The 14,786-nt window shown below is 44.7% G+C and carries 14 protein-coding genes and 1 pseudogene; 5 read left to right on the plus strand and 10 right to left on the minus strand.

Annotated elements, in window-relative coordinates:
• Positions 1-207: 207 nt before the first annotated feature.
• From ACWNM1_RS16985 to proC, 5 genes and pseudogenes are all read left to right on the plus strand, one after another.
• Positions 208-378: pseudogene (locus ACWNM1_RS16985) on the plus strand (BBE domain-containing protein); the annotation flags it as partial.
• Positions 379-566: 188 nt separating this feature from the next.
• Positions 567-1,478 carry a LysR family transcriptional regulator gene (locus tag ACWNM1_RS16990; protein WP_234532000.1) on the plus strand — a complete coding sequence of 304 codons (912 nt, stop codon included), beginning with the start codon at positions 567-569 and terminating at the stop codon, positions 1,476-1,478.
• Positions 1,479-1,978: 500 nt separating this feature from the next.
• Positions 1,979-3,082: a glutamate 5-kinase gene (gene proB, locus ACWNM1_RS16995; RefSeq protein WP_449601835.1), complete on the plus strand. Its 1,104-nt coding sequence runs from the start codon at positions 1,979-1,981 to the stop codon at positions 3,080-3,082.
• Positions 3,083-3,117: 35 nt separating this feature from the next.
• Complete coding sequence (locus ACWNM1_RS17000) at positions 3,118-4,365, plus strand: glutamate-5-semialdehyde dehydrogenase (RefSeq protein ID WP_449601836.1); 1,248 nt, start codon at positions 3,118-3,120, stop codon at positions 4,363-4,365.
• Between the two features lie 50 nt (positions 4,366-4,415).
• Positions 4,416-5,285, plus strand: a complete 870-nt coding sequence (proC, locus tag ACWNM1_RS17005) for a pyrroline-5-carboxylate reductase (protein ID WP_449601837.1) — start codon at positions 4,416-4,418, stop codon at positions 5,283-5,285.
• 68 nt (positions 5,286-5,353) lie between these two features.
• Here proC and ACWNM1_RS17010 read toward each other — a convergent pair whose 3' ends face one another.
• The 10 genes from ACWNM1_RS17010 to ACWNM1_RS17055 form a co-directional block, all read right to left on the minus strand.
• Positions 5,354-6,088: a hypothetical protein gene (locus ACWNM1_RS17010; RefSeq protein WP_449601838.1), complete on the minus strand. Its 735-nt coding sequence runs from the start codon at positions 6,086-6,088 to the stop codon at positions 5,354-5,356.
• Positions 6,072-7,178, minus strand: coding sequence for a hypothetical protein (locus ACWNM1_RS17015; protein ID WP_449601839.1), 1,107 nt, complete (start codon positions 7,176-7,178; stop codon positions 6,072-6,074). Before ACWNM1_RS17015 ends, ACWNM1_RS17010 begins: the two co-directional genes overlap by 17 nt.
• A gap of 18 nt (positions 7,179-7,196) precedes the next feature.
• Positions 7,197-7,682 (minus strand): hypothetical protein, encoded by a 486-nt coding sequence (locus ACWNM1_RS17020; RefSeq protein WP_449601840.1) that lies wholly within the window; start codon positions 7,680-7,682, stop codon positions 7,197-7,199.
• Complete coding sequence (locus tag ACWNM1_RS17025; RefSeq protein WP_449601841.1) at positions 7,679-8,314, minus strand: RNA polymerase sigma factor; 636 nt, start codon at positions 8,312-8,314, stop codon at positions 7,679-7,681. Before ACWNM1_RS17025 ends, ACWNM1_RS17020 begins: the two co-directional genes overlap by 4 nt.
• Positions 8,315-8,360: 46 nt before the next feature.
• Positions 8,361-9,113: a DnaD domain protein gene (locus tag ACWNM1_RS17030; protein WP_449601842.1), complete on the minus strand. Its 753-nt coding sequence runs from the start codon at positions 9,111-9,113 to the stop codon at positions 8,361-8,363.
• Positions 9,114-9,139: 26 nt separating this feature from the next.
• Positions 9,140-10,438, minus strand: coding sequence for an asparagine--tRNA ligase (asnS, locus tag ACWNM1_RS17035; protein WP_036676308.1), 1,299 nt, complete (start codon positions 10,436-10,438; stop codon positions 9,140-9,142).
• A 21-nt stretch (positions 10,439-10,459) separates the two neighbouring features.
• On the minus strand, positions 10,460-11,668 hold the full coding sequence (locus ACWNM1_RS17040) for an acetate/propionate family kinase (RefSeq protein ID WP_283908263.1): 1,209 nt from the start codon (positions 11,666-11,668) through the stop codon (positions 10,460-10,462).
• Entirely contained in the window at positions 11,665-12,537 is an 873-nt protein-coding gene (locus ACWNM1_RS17045) for a 3-hydroxyacyl-CoA dehydrogenase family protein (protein WP_042129488.1), read from the minus strand. The genes ACWNM1_RS17040 and ACWNM1_RS17045 overlap by 4 nt, the downstream gene beginning before the upstream one ends.
• Positions 12,538-12,670: 133 nt before the next feature.
• Complete coding sequence (locus ACWNM1_RS17050; RefSeq protein ID WP_449601843.1) at positions 12,671-14,173, minus strand: AAA family ATPase; 1,503 nt, start codon at positions 14,171-14,173, stop codon at positions 12,671-12,673.
• Positions 14,166-14,708: a hypothetical protein gene (locus ACWNM1_RS17055; protein WP_042190109.1), complete on the minus strand. Its 543-nt coding sequence runs from the start codon at positions 14,706-14,708 to the stop codon at positions 14,166-14,168. Before ACWNM1_RS17055 ends, ACWNM1_RS17050 begins: the two co-directional genes overlap by 8 nt.
• Between the last annotated feature and the right edge of the window lie 78 nt (positions 14,709-14,786).

Raw genomic sequence — 14,786 nt, forward strand, 5'->3', positions numbered from 1 at the left:
TTTTGAGGACTGCCTGATTTTTGTATCTATGGAACTTGTCTTACTTCTCTCTGTGCAGATTGGTTCTCATCTAAGCTTCAAGAAATATGATCTTGCTGTGGGCCGTTCCGCCTTGCACCAGAGGGCCAACGATATTGAATTATACATTACTCCTCTTCGGAAGCTGCCAGAAATATATTCGTAGTACGAAATACACGTCGGAAACTGCAGCCATTTATCGTGGGGAGCTACATCAATGTTCCAGACCAGGGAATTAAAAATTCCGGACCAGTATATTATGGAGCAAACTATCCTAGATTACGGAGAGTCAAAGCTAAATATGACCCGGGAAATATATTTAACAACCCTCAAAGCATCTCTCCAGCCCGCAAAGTATAGTAAGACGTAATAGCGTAGCATCAAAATTAGACCGGCAAACATAAAGGACTCCAGCGAATACTGGTAAACCACACCTTCCTATTTGCCGGTCAGTGCGTTCGTCACGAACTTACATGAGAACCTATATAAAACTTCAGTTTCATAGGTTATACTTATAAGCAAAAGCAATCTCCTAAAGGAGTTTATACATGGAACTGAGACAACTACAATATGTACTGCAAATCGCAGCCGAAAAAAACTTCTCCCGTGCAGCGGACAAGCTGCACATTGCCCAACCATCACTCAGTCAGCAGCTTTCCAAGCTGGAAAAAGAGCTCGGTGTAATGCTGTTCCAGCGAAATACCAGCTCTGTTGAACTGACCTATGCTGGATCGAAATTCGTAGAGCAAGCCCAAATCATCATTGATGGCGTAGAACTGCTGCGACAAGAAATGTCTGATATTTCTGAACTGCGTACCGGGCGCGTCGTTGTAGGCAGTATGCCGATCACTGGTGCACATTTACTACCGCATGTGCTTCCGGTTTTTAAACAAAATTACCCGGAAGTAGAAATCTCTCTGCTCGAAGACTCCTCCATGAACCTAGAGAAGCTCACTGCGAGTGGTCAGACTGATTTAAGCCTGCTCTCATTGCCGCTCGAAATTCCGGCTCTTGCTTACGAAGAACTGGGTGAGGAAAGGATCGATCTTGCAGTCCCACCTGAACACCCGCTAGCTAAACGTAGCTTAGATGGAACTAAGACCTCTTTGGAAGAACTAAAGGACGAGCCATTTATCGTACTTAAAGAAGGCCAAGGCTTCCGTAAAATGACTATGGATCTGTGCCGAAACGCTGGCTTCGAACCAAAAATTGTTTTTGAGAGCAATAACATGGAAACAGTTCAGTCGCTGGTCGCCACTGGAATGGGTGTAACTCTTGTGCCTCATTTTATTGCCCGTGCACCGCGGAGTGAATTCGTCCCTGTCTACTTACCGCTCACTGATCCTGCCCCTAGCCGAACACTTGTCGTAGCCTATCGACGCGGACGTTATTTATCTAAAGCCGCTAAGGCTTTTGTAGAAACATTTAAATCTACGGTATCTGAATTAACCGAAGAATAGACCCTTGGAAGGCTGCTCTGATCATCTGACACCCGAACCGCACTTTTATTAACTGGTCCTTTATCGTTAGGTGTTCCTGTATATAACAGATTATAAGTATTCCACCCCCCGTGCTTAGAGGTTAAACAGAATAATCAAAGCTTTCTAATGCGAGAAATAGTTCCTTCGTTTTTCCTTTGCAAAGCAACCATCTCCATGGTATTCTATTGAAAATAAGTGAAACGTGCAGACGGGACCAGTAAGAATGAGTCTAACCGCGCCTAGAGAGTAAATTCCGACAGGCTGAAAGAATTTACCGCGGTTTTCGTTCCGAATCCTACCCCCGAGCGGCCTGTGCTAAGCAGGACGGATCCTCCCGTTACGAGAATGAAGTCGGATGATCCCTCATCAATGAAGGTGGTACCGCGGAAGTTTACAAGCTTTCGTCCTTTGCTAAGTCTAAGGATGGGGGCTTTTTGTCGTTTTCAGCATCTATAAAAATACTGAGGAAGTGAACAGATATGACGACACGAATCGTAGTCAAAATAGGCAGCAGCTCACTGACTGGAACAGAAGGCGGATTGAATCGCGAAGCCGTGTCCTTCTTCGCTTCAGAGATTGCCGAATTGAAGAGAAACGGCTGCGAGGTGTTATTAGTAACCTCCGGTGCTGTAGCCGCAGGCTTTCGCAGTATCGGTTATCCTACACGTCCGAAGCTGCTGCATGAGAAGCAAGCAGCTGCAGCTGTAGGCCAAGTACTGCTCATGCAGGCATATCAGGAAGCTTTTGCCGAGCATGGAATAACCACAGCACAGATCCTACTAACCCGTACCGACTTTTGTAGTCGCAGAGCTATGAACAACGCGATGATGACGGTAGAAGAGCTGCTTCGCCTAGGAGCGGTACCCGTATTTAACGAGAATGACACCGTCTCCGTTGATGAGTTAAAATTCGGTGATAACGATACTTTGTCCGCGCTGGTAGCTAACCTGCTGAAAGCCACCAGATTGCTAGTCTTAACTGACATGGATGGCTTATATAGCGGAGATCCTCGGAAACATCCCGACGCTGTTCGGTATCAGTTCGTTGATGATATTACGCCGGAGATTTATGCTATTGCTGGTGGAGCTGGCTCTAGTGTGGGGACAGGTGGCATGCGTTCAAAAATCGATGCTGCCAAGATCGCTACACGAGGCGGTGTGCCCGTCTTTGTTGGGAGAGCTACCAAACCAGGGGATTTACAACTCGCAGCGGCAGGCTCGGGTCGAGGTACTTATTTTGCAACCAAGTTATCTTCTTTACCTGTTAAAAAGCAATGGCTTGGCTTTATGTCCACCCCACTCGGCTCCCTGTACGTTGACGAAGGCGCCGTTGAAGCGCTGCTTCATGGCGGTCATAGTCTGCTGCCTGTCGGCGTCAAGCAGATCGAAGGTAACTTTCACGCTGGGGATGTTGTAGAAGTCCTTGGACCAGACTCCAAATTGCTGGGACGTGGGATTGTGAATTACGATGACACTCAGCTGCGAAGTATTCAAGGTTTACCCAGCCGTCAGATTGTACCGAAGCTGGGAGAAGTACACCGGCTGGAGGTCATTCACCGTGACGAATGGATTACATTGAGGTAAAAATTTTGCCCATACAAATTTAAGGAGGAATCGTCATGAGTGAAGTTGTCAATAAAGCAAAATTAGCCAAGGAAACCACCGGAATATTAGCGAGTCTAACTACCGGCCAAAAAAATGAAGCACTCTTAGTTATGGCTGATGCGCTGCGCCGTGAAGCTCCAGCTATCATTGCTGCCAACCGAGAAGATCTGGAACGCGGACGCTTAAGTGGTACTCCTGAGTCCATGCTTGATCGACTAGCGTTAGATGTAGGCCGAATTAACAGTATCGCAGAAGGACTTCAACAAATCGCTGTATTGCCTGATCCAATTGGTGACACGCTAGAAACGATTGAACGTCCGAATGGTCTGGGCATCCAGAAACTTCGTGTTCCACTAGGTGTCATCGGTATTATTTACGAAGCACGTCCAAACGTAACTGTTGATGCTGCTGGCCTGTGCCTAAAGACTGGTAACGCTGTTGTGCTGCGCGGTGGCTCCTCCGCTCTGTCCTCCAACCGAAAAATTGTCGAGGTTCTTCACAATGCTCTAGCAAATACTTCAATGCCGAAAAATGCGCTACAGCTGATCGAAGATCCCAACCGTTCCTCCGTTGATGAAATGCTTAAGCTCAACGGACTACTTGACGTGATTATCCCTCGCGGAGGAAGTTCTCTGATTCAAAATGTTGTGCTTAACGCAACCGTGCCCGTCATTGAAACGGGTGCAGGCATCTGCCATACTTATCTCGACGCAAGCGCTTTGCCAGAAATGGCTCAGAACATTAGTTTGAATGCTAAAGCACAGCGCCCTTCGGTTTGCAATTCCATGGAGACGCTACTCGTTCATCGGGATTACGCAAACGAATATCTGCTTTCTTTGGCCGAAGCTTTCCGTGATGTTAACGTTGAATTACGTGGCTGCCAGGAAACATTATCCGTTGTCCCATGGGCATTACCTGCAACAATAGAGGACTATGCTACAGAATATAATGATTATATCTTAAATATCAAAATCGTCAGCGATTTAAACGAAGCTATGCAGCATATTGCCCAGTATGGCACGAAGCACTCGGAATGTATCGTAACAGAAGATCCGGATAACGCTTCACGCTTCTTACAGGAGGTTGATGCTGCAGCTGTTTACCACAATGCTTCAACCCGCTTCACAGATGGCTTTGAATTTGGATTTGGTGCAGAGATCGGCATTAGTACTCAGAAACTCCATGCCCGTGGACCGATGGGTCTGCCTGCTCTTACTTCAACCAAATATAAGATTTACGGAACAGGTCAAATTCGGGGTTAGTGTCCATGCATCTATTTTTAATTACACCACTTTTAGGAGGATTTTGAGCCATGTGTCAGCAACCTTCCATTCCACTTATGAATCATAATATTGTATTTTATGGCGCAGGCTCTATGGCAGAAGCTATCGTTCGCGGGATGATTAGCCGTAGTATCGTAAAATCCGATAATATTATTATGCTTAACCGTAGCAGTAGTGAACGTCTGGCAGAACTAAGAAGCCGTTACGGCGTAATAGGTACAAATGATCCTGAACAAAAAACAGATTATCTAAGGAATTCACCAGTAATCGTGTTGGCTATGAAACCAAAAGACGCTGCAGAAGCACTTCGGGGACTCAGCCCACTTCTCTCACCTGATCAGATCATAGTCTCTGTAATTGCTGGGCTGTCCATTCGAACGATGCAAGGTCTGCTTGGCAAAGAGCAACCCATCGTCCGTACTATGCCGAATACTTCTAGTTCCATAGGTCTTGGTGCCACTGGCATAGCCTTTTCCAAAGAAGTAGATGAGAAAGGACGACGCCTTGCACTCAACATCTTTGAAGCTGTCGGACTAACAACAGTCATTGATGAAGAACGCATGGAGACCTTAACGGGTATTTCCGGCAGTGGACCTGCCTACATTTATTACATGATGGAGGCAATGATCGCTGCCGGTATACGGGGCGGACTGCCGCTTGATCAAAGCACGGAGTTAACCGTTCAAACGGTTCTTGGCGCTGCTAGAATGGTACAACAGACGGGCGAGGATCCAGCTGCACTTCGTAAGAAGGTCACATCCCCGAATGGCTCTACACAAGCAGCGATAGAAGTACTCGAGCAAGGAGATTTTTTTGAAACTGTCATCGCCGCAGTAAATCGCTGTGCCGAACGCTCCCGTGAAATGGGCGCTGCGCTTGAGAAAGAGTTGCATTCGTAAAATAAAAAGATCGCTTCCCATGCCACATTGGTCAGGAAGCGATCTTTTTTTTCAATTAAAGGCCATGATTAGCCCGTTACAACATTTCCATAAGTATCTCGAACAATCACTTTAACATTAGCCGGAGCCCCAACAGTCACGTCCAGTGTGTTCCGAGAATTATCGAATAGCAGATCTCTAGGCGTTTCCCCTAAAATGATGTATAGCGTATTCCCAACATGCTTAGTTTGAAGCAGCTGTTGCTCTTGTGCTTCTTGTAGCTTTCCTTTATTTGAAGAATAACTCCCGAATACATTCAGCTCGTTTCCACCCGTTTGATCTACTTTAATCCCATAAGGCTCTGCAGCTTGGATAATGATGGTACTAACGCCCTCGGGAACGGCTCCCTTCCAATCTGGCAATGCGTAACTTTCTTGCACAGCTGAAATGGTACGGCGAAATTCCTGTGTTAATCCTAAAGAACTAAATCCCGCAAAAACCAAACAACATACAGCTATAAACCCTACGAACAGAACGCTTAGCACATCATAATACATTTTTCCTTTTCCACGAAACCATAAAGTGTATATCACAATTTCTAAGCCTAATAATATAAAAATGATCGGCCACCAAGAAAGCGTCGTCTCAAACACTTCGGCGCCCCTCCACTGAGAGACCATGATTAGTGCTCCCAGAAATAAAAGGCTCAATCCCATCGACAACGTCCCCACACGCCAGCGTCTTGATTTATCTTCAGCAACCGGACGCTCACTTGAAACAATAACTCCTTGCTGTAATTCTGTCGGATTATTCAGAATGACCACCTGTCCCTTTTCTCCCTTTATTGTTCTTGCTTCCCGCCATCAGCTTCAAACCACCGCCAATCAATAACACAGATACGATAATGGTCCTGAAATATTCATTGACTCTATACTCCAAACGCCATTCAGGAAATCTGATATCAAGCGCTGGAACTGCGACATTAACTACAATGTAATACAGTCCTAGACACATCAGAGCAGCTCCAAGCCATCCTTGATGATTTAAAAATCCTTCTATGACTGGCTTATCCTGCAAGGGTTCACGTCCATACCGGCTGACAAGCTGTAAGCCATCAAACAAACTGTAAAACCAAATGACTGGGATCAGGAAGAAGAGTAACGTTAACCGCAGTAGGTCCATGACATAAATGCTTCCTAGGAATAGTAACATGAGCTGTAATCCTCTTTTTTGCAGCCCTAGATACATTTGTCCGGCACCCGGAAAAGCAGAAAGCAATGTTGCCAAAACTTTGCTACGGCGCCCTTCCTCACGACCAGCCTCCATCTCTTCGAATAAAGTGCGATCAACCAGCGCTTCACCAGTTTGCTTGCGATGGATTAACTGAACCGCATCAAACATACAATATAACCAAATCACTGGTAATACGCCAAACAGGAGAAGGAATACATCACTTGATGTAATCCCTGCCAGGAATAACATCACGGTCATGAAACCGAAGAAAGAAATGAGGAAAGACAATCCTCGCTGCATCAACCCCATATGAAAATGTCCCAATCCTGGAATGAACGATAATAAAATTACATGTACACGCTCATTATCGTCTGTCTTAACGGGCATTGAAGAAAAATCAAAATTCGATCCATCTGGAGTCATTACCGGAGTAGGCATCTGCAGCATTTTAACCACCAGATGCACCATCGAAACCGTCCCTATAAGTAGGAACCCTATCACACCCATTAATAGAATATCCTCGGCACCTTCAGCCACAGCTATTAAGAATGACATAAATAAGATGCCAAAGCTTAACAGAAGATAAACAATTCCCTGTGGGCGTTTTCCCATATAATAATGACCTGCTCCAGGAATCAAATTAAGAAAAAAAGCTTTTAATTTACTACGCTGCTGTTGCATGTTTCATTTCTCCTCTCATCACTTTCTGCTGCCCATTAGCTGATCCAACCATCCGCTAGTTGCCTGTATGACTTGCTCGCTAAATGATAGGGAATTATCTTTTTTAGAGATCATTAGCTCCATTTGACCTGTGTGCAGCTTATCAAACATACCAGATGACATTATCAACAGCGTAAGTGACGCGGCAACCGCATAATGAAAGACTGTCTTTTCATACCAGCGATATCGCCGCCCCCCTTCTTCAACGGTCATTTGTTCCAATACCTCAGAAGATTCCGTCAGGTTAGCCCATTCTCCCATAACTCTCTCTGTAAAAACAGACGAATTCTCCAATGAAGGCAGATCCTCCTGTAGCTCATCCAACATTTTCATGTATGAAGTAAACGTTTCTTCATCTTCCAGCAGTAATCGTTCCCAATCTTCTCTGATCGCTGCGTCCATGTGACCTTCAATATAAGCTTTTGCTTGTTCGCGTTGGATTGGATCGTCTCCACGCTTCATCATAGCCATTCGTCCTCCTTCCAATGATTTCGAATCCATTGTCTCGCCCTATACAATCTGGACTCTACCGTCTTCAGGGAAATTCCCTGCTCTGCAGCAATCTGATCATATTTTTTATGTTCCAGATAATAAGCCACCATAATTTCACGATGAGTTTCAGGCAGGCTATTGATTTCACCTAGCAGCCGATCCATCCGATCACGGCGTATAACTCCTGACAACACATCCTCTTCGTTGGAAGCGGTCTGGCTCAATACAAGCTCATAGTCAACAGGAAGTTCCCTAAGTCGGTCACGTTTACGTTTCGCATCAATTGCCTTATTTAAGGCGATCCGTGTAATCCATGACTTTAAGCCTTGATAACGGTAGTCAGGGAGAGATTTGTACATTTGTAAAAAAGCTTCCTGAGCAGCATCTTCAGCCATTTTGACATCGCGTAATACAGAATAAGTAATTTTGTAAATTTGCTGACTGTATGTATTTACAAATTGACGGAATGCATCCTCGTTACCTTGGCAAATCCGCTGGATTAATACCTCTTCTTCAATGACTCTCCCCTCCTTCCCACAGCAATAGACGCGCCCGATTACAACTACCCCTGCACTTTTTATTAAAAATATTAAAAAGAACCGCACTGACTTTAGCGATGGGCTAAAGCAGTGCGGTTCTCTCCTAATCTATCTATCTTCCGCCATTGCGGAATTTTTGTGTATAGTTCTTTACATCCTGAGCGTTCTTGACCCGGTTGCGGGCCCATTCCAGCAATATTCGATCAATATAACGGAAATGAACCTTTCCTGCAAATACAGATTCCTTCAGCGCTAACAGTATCAGCTCCTCGGGATACCGGTCTTGATCCACCCAACTGGATATCGTCTCACACTCCATAGGAGATAGCGGACGTCCGAATTCCTTTTCGAAAATACTGAATAGATTTCGGCTTTCCTCTTCAGCCCCGAGTTGAGAAGGAGATGAGGGGGGCTTTGCGCCGAATCCACCACCTGAAGCAGCCCGCGGTGCCGACGTTGCATAGCCACCTACGTGCTTATCTTGCTCATGCTCTTGTACAACTGTCGCTAGATAAGCACCAAGCTTTCCGTATAACCCTGAGAAATTGTAGCGTTCATAATGGATGTCTCTTAGCTCATCGTTGTCTCCATCGATGCTAATAAAACCTTCCTTCATAAGCTTCTGCAACTCTCCTGCTAGTACAGATATGCTACGGCCAGTTACAGCCTGAAGCTCCTCAAGAGAAGGGAAGTCAATCCCTTCCACCTGCCTGAAAGAAAGCAGATGTATCAGCAGCATAGCTTCACTTCCGCTTAAATTCAGCTTCCGGTAATACTTCAGTAATGCGTAAGGTATGACGGCCATTCCGTTCTCCAGACCGAAGGAGACGCCTTCGCCCCAGGTACTCCATCCTTTGCCGTCCATGAACGTCCCCCTTCAAATATAAGAACTTATGGGTAGAGACGGTACAGTGTACGTGGGAATGGAATAGTCTCACGTACATGGTCAAGGCCACAGATCCAAGCTACAGTACGCTCAAGTCCAAGTCCAAAACCAGAGTGAGGTACAGATCCGTAAGTACGCAGATCCATGTACCATTTGTAAGAATCCATCGAAAGATTATGCTCTTTGTAACGCTCTTCAAGCAGCGCAGGATCATCGATCCGCTGTGAACCACCAATAATCTCTCCGTAGCCTTCTGGAGCGATCATATCCGCACACAGTACGACTTCCGGACGGTTTGGATCTGGCTTCATATAGAACGCTTTGAAAGAAGCAGGATAATGAGTAATAAATACAGGTTTATCGTATGCTTCTGCGATTGCTGTTTCATGAGGTGCACCGAAATCATCACCCCAAGCAATATCTTCAAAGCCTTTATCGTTCAAGAACTTGATCGCATCGTCATAAGTAATGCGTGGGAATGGAGCTTTGATATTCTCCAGCTTGGAAATATCGCGACCTACCGCTTCCAACTCCGCACGGCAATTCTTCAATACAGATTGCACTACGAAGCTAATAAATTCTTCCTGAACCTTCAAGCTTTCTTCATGATCTGTAAAGGCCATTTCTGGCTCGATCATCCAGAACTCAATTAAGTGGCGACGAGTCTTAGATTTCTCTGCACGGAAAGTTGGTCCAAAGGAATATACACGGCCTAGTGCCATTGCGGCAGCTTCCATATACAACTGTCCGCTTTGTGTTAGATAGGCGTCCTCATCGAAGTACTTCGTGTGGAACAAGTTAGTAGTTCCTTCTGCTGACGTTGGCGTCAGAATCGGAGGATCCACCTTTGTAAATCCACTCTCGTTGAAGAACTGTTGGATTGCACGAATAATTTCCGCACGAATTACCAGAACAGCCCGCTGCTTCGAGGCACGCAGCCAAAGGTGACGGTGATCCATCAAGAAATCTACCCCATGCTCTTTCGGAGTAATTGGATAATTCTCTGTAAGATGCAGGACTTCGATTCCAGTTACAGTCATTTCAAAACCAGATTGACTGCGAGGTTCCTCGCGGATAATTCCGGTCACATACAAAGAGCTTTCCTGTGTGAGGCTCTTAGCTGCATCCCATACCTCTTCAGGCACTTCTGATTTCACTACAACTCCCTGAATATAACCTGTACCATCGCGAAGCTGCAGGAACTGAATTTTACCACTGGAGCGCTTGTTGTTTACCCAACAACCGATAACAACACTCTCTCCAACATGTTCATTCACGTTCTTAATTACACTCTTGTTAGCCATGCCTTCAATCTCTCCTCTAATTTAGCCGTTAATTCCTTGCACAATACGGTGTGTATCACGTGCAATGACAAGTTCTTCGTTTGTCGGAACTACTAGCACTTGTACCTTGGAATCTTCCGTAGAGATACGACGTGGATCGCCGGAACGAACTTTGTTAGCTTCAGCATCCAACTCAATACCCAGGAACGTAAGGTTATTTAGCAGTTTCTCACGAAGCAATGAAGCATTTTCACCAACACCGGCAGTAAATACGATCGCATCTACACCATTCATGGCAGCCGTATATGAACCGATATACTTGCGCAAGCGGTACTCATACATTTCAAAAGCTAGTGTGGAATTAGGCTCACCTTTTTCCATACCCTCAATAATATCGCGCATGTCACTGCTTACGCCCGAAATTGCTAATAGGCCACTATGTTTATTCAACATGGAGTTAACTTCGCCTACGGACAATTCTTCCTTGTTCATCACGTAAGGGACAATTGCTGGGTCAAGATCACCACTGCGAGTACCCATCATCAAACCTTCCAGAGGGGTCATACCCATGGAAGTATCCACGGACACTCCACCTTGAACTGCAGTTACACTACCGCCGTTACCGATATGACAAGTAATGATCTTCAGATCTTCCAGCGGACGCTCCAAGTACTCCGCAGCAGCCTTGCTTACGAAGTCGTGTGATGTACCGTGTGCGCCATAACGACGAACTTTATATTTATTGTACAATACTCTAGGAATAGCGTACATATAAGCTTTTTCAGGCATGGTTTGGTGGAACGCAGTATCGAATACAACAACCTGTGGTACACCTGGCATATTTACTTCAGAAGCCGTAATCCCCATCATTGCTGCTGGGTTATGCAGTGGTGCAAGGTCAAACAATTGACGGATTTTCGTTTTTGCGTCAGCATCCACAAGTGCGGAGGATTTGAAGAACTCTCCACCATGCACTACGCGGTGACCTACAGCATCAATTTCTTTAATAGATTCAATTACACCATGCTCTTTGTCTGTAAGACAAGCAAGGACTTTGCGGATCGCAGTATTATGTTCCAGAATTTCGCTTACTTCTGTCACTTCCGCTTTGCCAGTAGGTTTATGATTCAGAATGGAGGAATCCATCCCGATACGTTCAACCAAACCCTTAGCCAAAACCGATTCATCGGTCATGTTATACAGCTGATATTTTAAAGAAGAACTACCTGAGTTAATAACTAAAATATTCATACACGGTCACCATCCTTGTCGTACTTGAAGAAGCCTTCTCCTGATTTCATACCCAGTTGTCCTGCACGTACCATCTTCTTAAGAATTGTAGAAGGACGGTATTTCAGTTCTCCGTATTCACGGAACATATTTTCGAGTGCCGCAAGTACCGAATCCAGGCCAAATCTGTCAGCCATTTCAAGCGGTCCATATTGGAATTGATAACCAATACGCATAGCATCGTCAATATCCTGTGCGGAGGCAACGCCTTCTTGCAGCACATGCATAGCTTCATTGATAAACAAGCAAATGAGGCGTGATGTTACAAATCCTGGGGATTCATAAATCATTACACCTTTTTTCTCAACAATCTCATCAACAAAGGATTTTGTATCTTCAAAAGTAGCATCTGAAGTTTTCAGACCACGTACGATTTCTACAAGATCCACTTTAGCTACAGGATATATGAAATGCATTCCGATCACGCGTTCCGGATACATCGTAGAACTTGCAAGTTCAGTCAAGCTAAGTGTTGATGTATTGCTGGCAAGAATAATGTGGTTCGGGCATACTTGATCCAATTGATTCAAAATCTTTTTCTTTTCTTCCAAATCCTCAACAATGGTTTCAATAACCATGTCACATGAGCTGAGCTCCGCGAAATGTGTCACTTTTTGAATGCGGCTAAGAATCAGCTTCTTCTCAGCTTGAGTGATCGCCCATTTCTCCAGTTGCTTATCTAGACTTGTCTCGATCATTTCGTAAGAGTAGTCCAGTTTCTCCGCGGTTTTCTCCACTAGTAATACATCCAGGCCTTTGGCTGCTAACATTTCAGCAATACCTTGTCCCATTGTGCCCCCGCCGATGACACCTATTTTTTTGAAATTCATAAAAAAGTCTCCATCCTTTCAGGTATCTATACTTTTGTATTGTACCTTGTCTGTCGCAAAAATTTATAAAGCCCGACATATAATGATATCTTAGCATGCCTGAAAAGTAAAAAAAAATAACCAGCATAAATATTTATGCTGGTAAAAGGACGCTGTCACGAAATTGACATCGAAATTGCTCTCCAGAGAGTACTTCTTCCTTCATTAAAATGTCAAGAGAGTAATCAAATACATTTCGTTGCTTTTCAAGGTGCTCACGAGTGCGCGTCATCAACTCATCCAATATCTTACTATTTTCCTTCATAAGCTCTTCAGTGGTAACCATTTCCAGCTTGGCGATACCCAGCGAAGTTAAACCTGACTTCATCATCGTTTCCACAATATTCAGCGCCTGATCGAAATCACCGCGTGAACCTGTGCTTCGTCCACCATAGTACATTTCTTCAGCAGCTGCTCCACCAAGTGCAATCATAATCTGATCTTCGAGATAATCTTTGGTGTACAAATACTGCTCTTGCTGAGGATTATGTCGCACATAACCAAGAGCTTGCCCACGCGGAGTCAGCGTAACCTGACTAACGCTTCCGGGACGAAGGAGCTCTGCCATGATGGCATGTCCCAATTCATGAATAGCGACTCTCTTTTTCTCTTCGTGATTTGTTTCTCTATCCGTTTTTTCACCCATCATTACCTTGTCAATCGCCATCGACAGATGCCGCTGCTCAACTTTCGTCAAGTCCTCACGCATCATATAAATCGCGGCCTCATTCATGACACTTTCAAGCTGAGCACCAGAAAAGCCATAGGCTTCTTCAGCAATTTTGTCGAGACTCACATCTGGATGAAGAGGTTTATTCTTCGCATGCAATTCCAGAATCGATTTGCGGCCCTTTTTGTCAGGCATGTCCACTTGAATATGACGGTCGAAGCGTCCAGGACGTAGCAATGCCGAATCAAGCATTTCTTTCCGGTTTGTTGCAGCTACCAGTAGAATACGCGGTGTTTCGTTATTATAAATACCATCCATCTCAGTCAACAGCTGATTCAAGGTCTGATCATATTCACGCTGCTGGCCGCCTTCACGTTTACCGCCAATTACGTCAATTTCATCAATAAAAATAATGGCACTCTGTTTATTTTCCTTAACAGCACGGTTACGAGCATCCTTGAATAAATCGCGGATCCGGCCGGCCCCGACACCAACATACATTTCTACAAATTCACTGCCTGATGCAGCCACGAATACAGAGTTTGTATAATGCGCAGCTGCTCTGGCCATAAGGGTCTTACCTGTTCCTGGAGGGCCAGTGAGTAGAATCCCTTTCAAAGGACGAATCCCAAATTTACTGATCTCCTCATGCCGGATCAAAAAATCGAGTGCCTCACGAAGCTCTTGCTTCGCATTATCTTGCCCACCTATTTCTTCAAAAGTGAGCTTTGAAGGTCCTTCCTTCTTGCGTTTCTTATCAGCACCAGCGTTCACCGTAAGCCCGCCACGCAAATGAGCAATGATAAGTAGTGCAGTAAGCATCCCAGCTGCTATAACAATCGGGAATATATTAATACCTAAAAAAGCCATGAAAATAAACAGTACAGGAATAAATCCGAGTAAAATTTCTTTAAGGTACTTAGGCATTATTCCACACCCCCAAGGTCGCAGGTTTTCGCGGCAAAATAATAAATTTGCTTTCTTTTCCATTACTCAAGCTTACGTACACATTGTTGTCGTCGATATCAGTAGATGCTATCACATCTTTAAATTCCGTATTTTGCTGTTTCAATCTATCAAGTTCTGTAGGTATAATCGTATATTTACGGCTCTCCATGGCTTCAGCTACAGAGAACATCGCTTTATCCCAGTAATCATCCAATAGTTCACTTGAATTTTGCTCCACATCGAGTTTAAGTTTACGTCCTTCAATCACTGATTTTCCTTCTTTAGATACATACGATACTAGATCACGTAAATTCGTGCCCGGCTGCAAATCAAGTTTCAAAGTGACCTCATCGCGGTTAATACTAATATGTGAAGTATTTACTCCCTCAAATCCGGTTACAATCTTTTGGAGCGGTTCCTGTAAAGCAAACTGACGATATAAAAAGAAACCTCCGAATAATAGCATAGCCGACAGTAGAGACGTTATCAGTACAGGTACAAGACGTAATTTCAAGAAACGTCCTCCTCTCAAAGATGAAAAAATGTAAACTGAATGATCCTAAGTCATAGCTGCTAAGAGCTCACCAGAGCC

Source organism: Paenibacillus sp. Marseille-Q9583, from assembly GCF_976954365.1.

What these genes read in the sequence shown, in the direction of transcription:
- ACWNM1_RS17020 (WP_449601840.1), bottom strand. Translation starts at nt 7,682, where the DNA reads ATGATGAAGCGTGGAGACGATCCAATCCAACGCGAACAAGCAAAAGCT.
- ACWNM1_RS17045 (WP_042129488.1), bottom strand. Translation starts at nt 12,537, where the DNA reads ATGAATTTCAAAAAAATAGGTGTCATCGGCGGGGGCACAATGGGACAA.
- ACWNM1_RS17000 (WP_449601836.1), top strand. Translation starts at nt 3,118, where the DNA reads ATGAGTGAAGTTGTCAATAAAGCAAAATTAGCCAAGGAAACCACCGGA.
- ACWNM1_RS17040 (WP_283908263.1), bottom strand. Translation starts at nt 11,668, where the DNA reads ATGAATATTTTAGTTATTAACTCAGGTAGTTCTTCTTTAAAATATCAG.
- ACWNM1_RS17015 (WP_449601839.1), bottom strand. Translation starts at nt 7,178, where the DNA reads ATGCAACAGCAGCGTAGTAAATTAAAAGCTTTTTTTCTTAATTTGATT.
- asnS (WP_036676308.1), bottom strand. Translation starts at nt 10,438, where the DNA reads ATGGCTAACAAGAGTGTAATTAAGAACGTGAATGAACATGTTGGAGAG.
- proC (WP_449601837.1), top strand. Translation starts at nt 4,416, where the DNA reads ATGTGTCAGCAACCTTCCATTCCACTTATGAATCATAATATTGTATTT.
- ACWNM1_RS17050 (WP_449601843.1), bottom strand. Translation starts at nt 14,173, where the DNA reads ATGCCTAAGTACCTTAAAGAAATTTTACTCGGATTTATTCCTGTACTG.
- ACWNM1_RS16990 (WP_234532000.1), top strand. Translation starts at nt 567, where the DNA reads ATGGAACTGAGACAACTACAATATGTACTGCAAATCGCAGCCGAAAAA.
- proB (WP_449601835.1), top strand. Translation starts at nt 1,979, where the DNA reads ATGACGACACGAATCGTAGTCAAAATAGGCAGCAGCTCACTGACTGGA.
- ACWNM1_RS17030 (WP_449601842.1), bottom strand. Translation starts at nt 9,113, where the DNA reads ATGGACGGCAAAGGATGGAGTACCTGGGGCGAAGGCGTCTCCTTCGGT.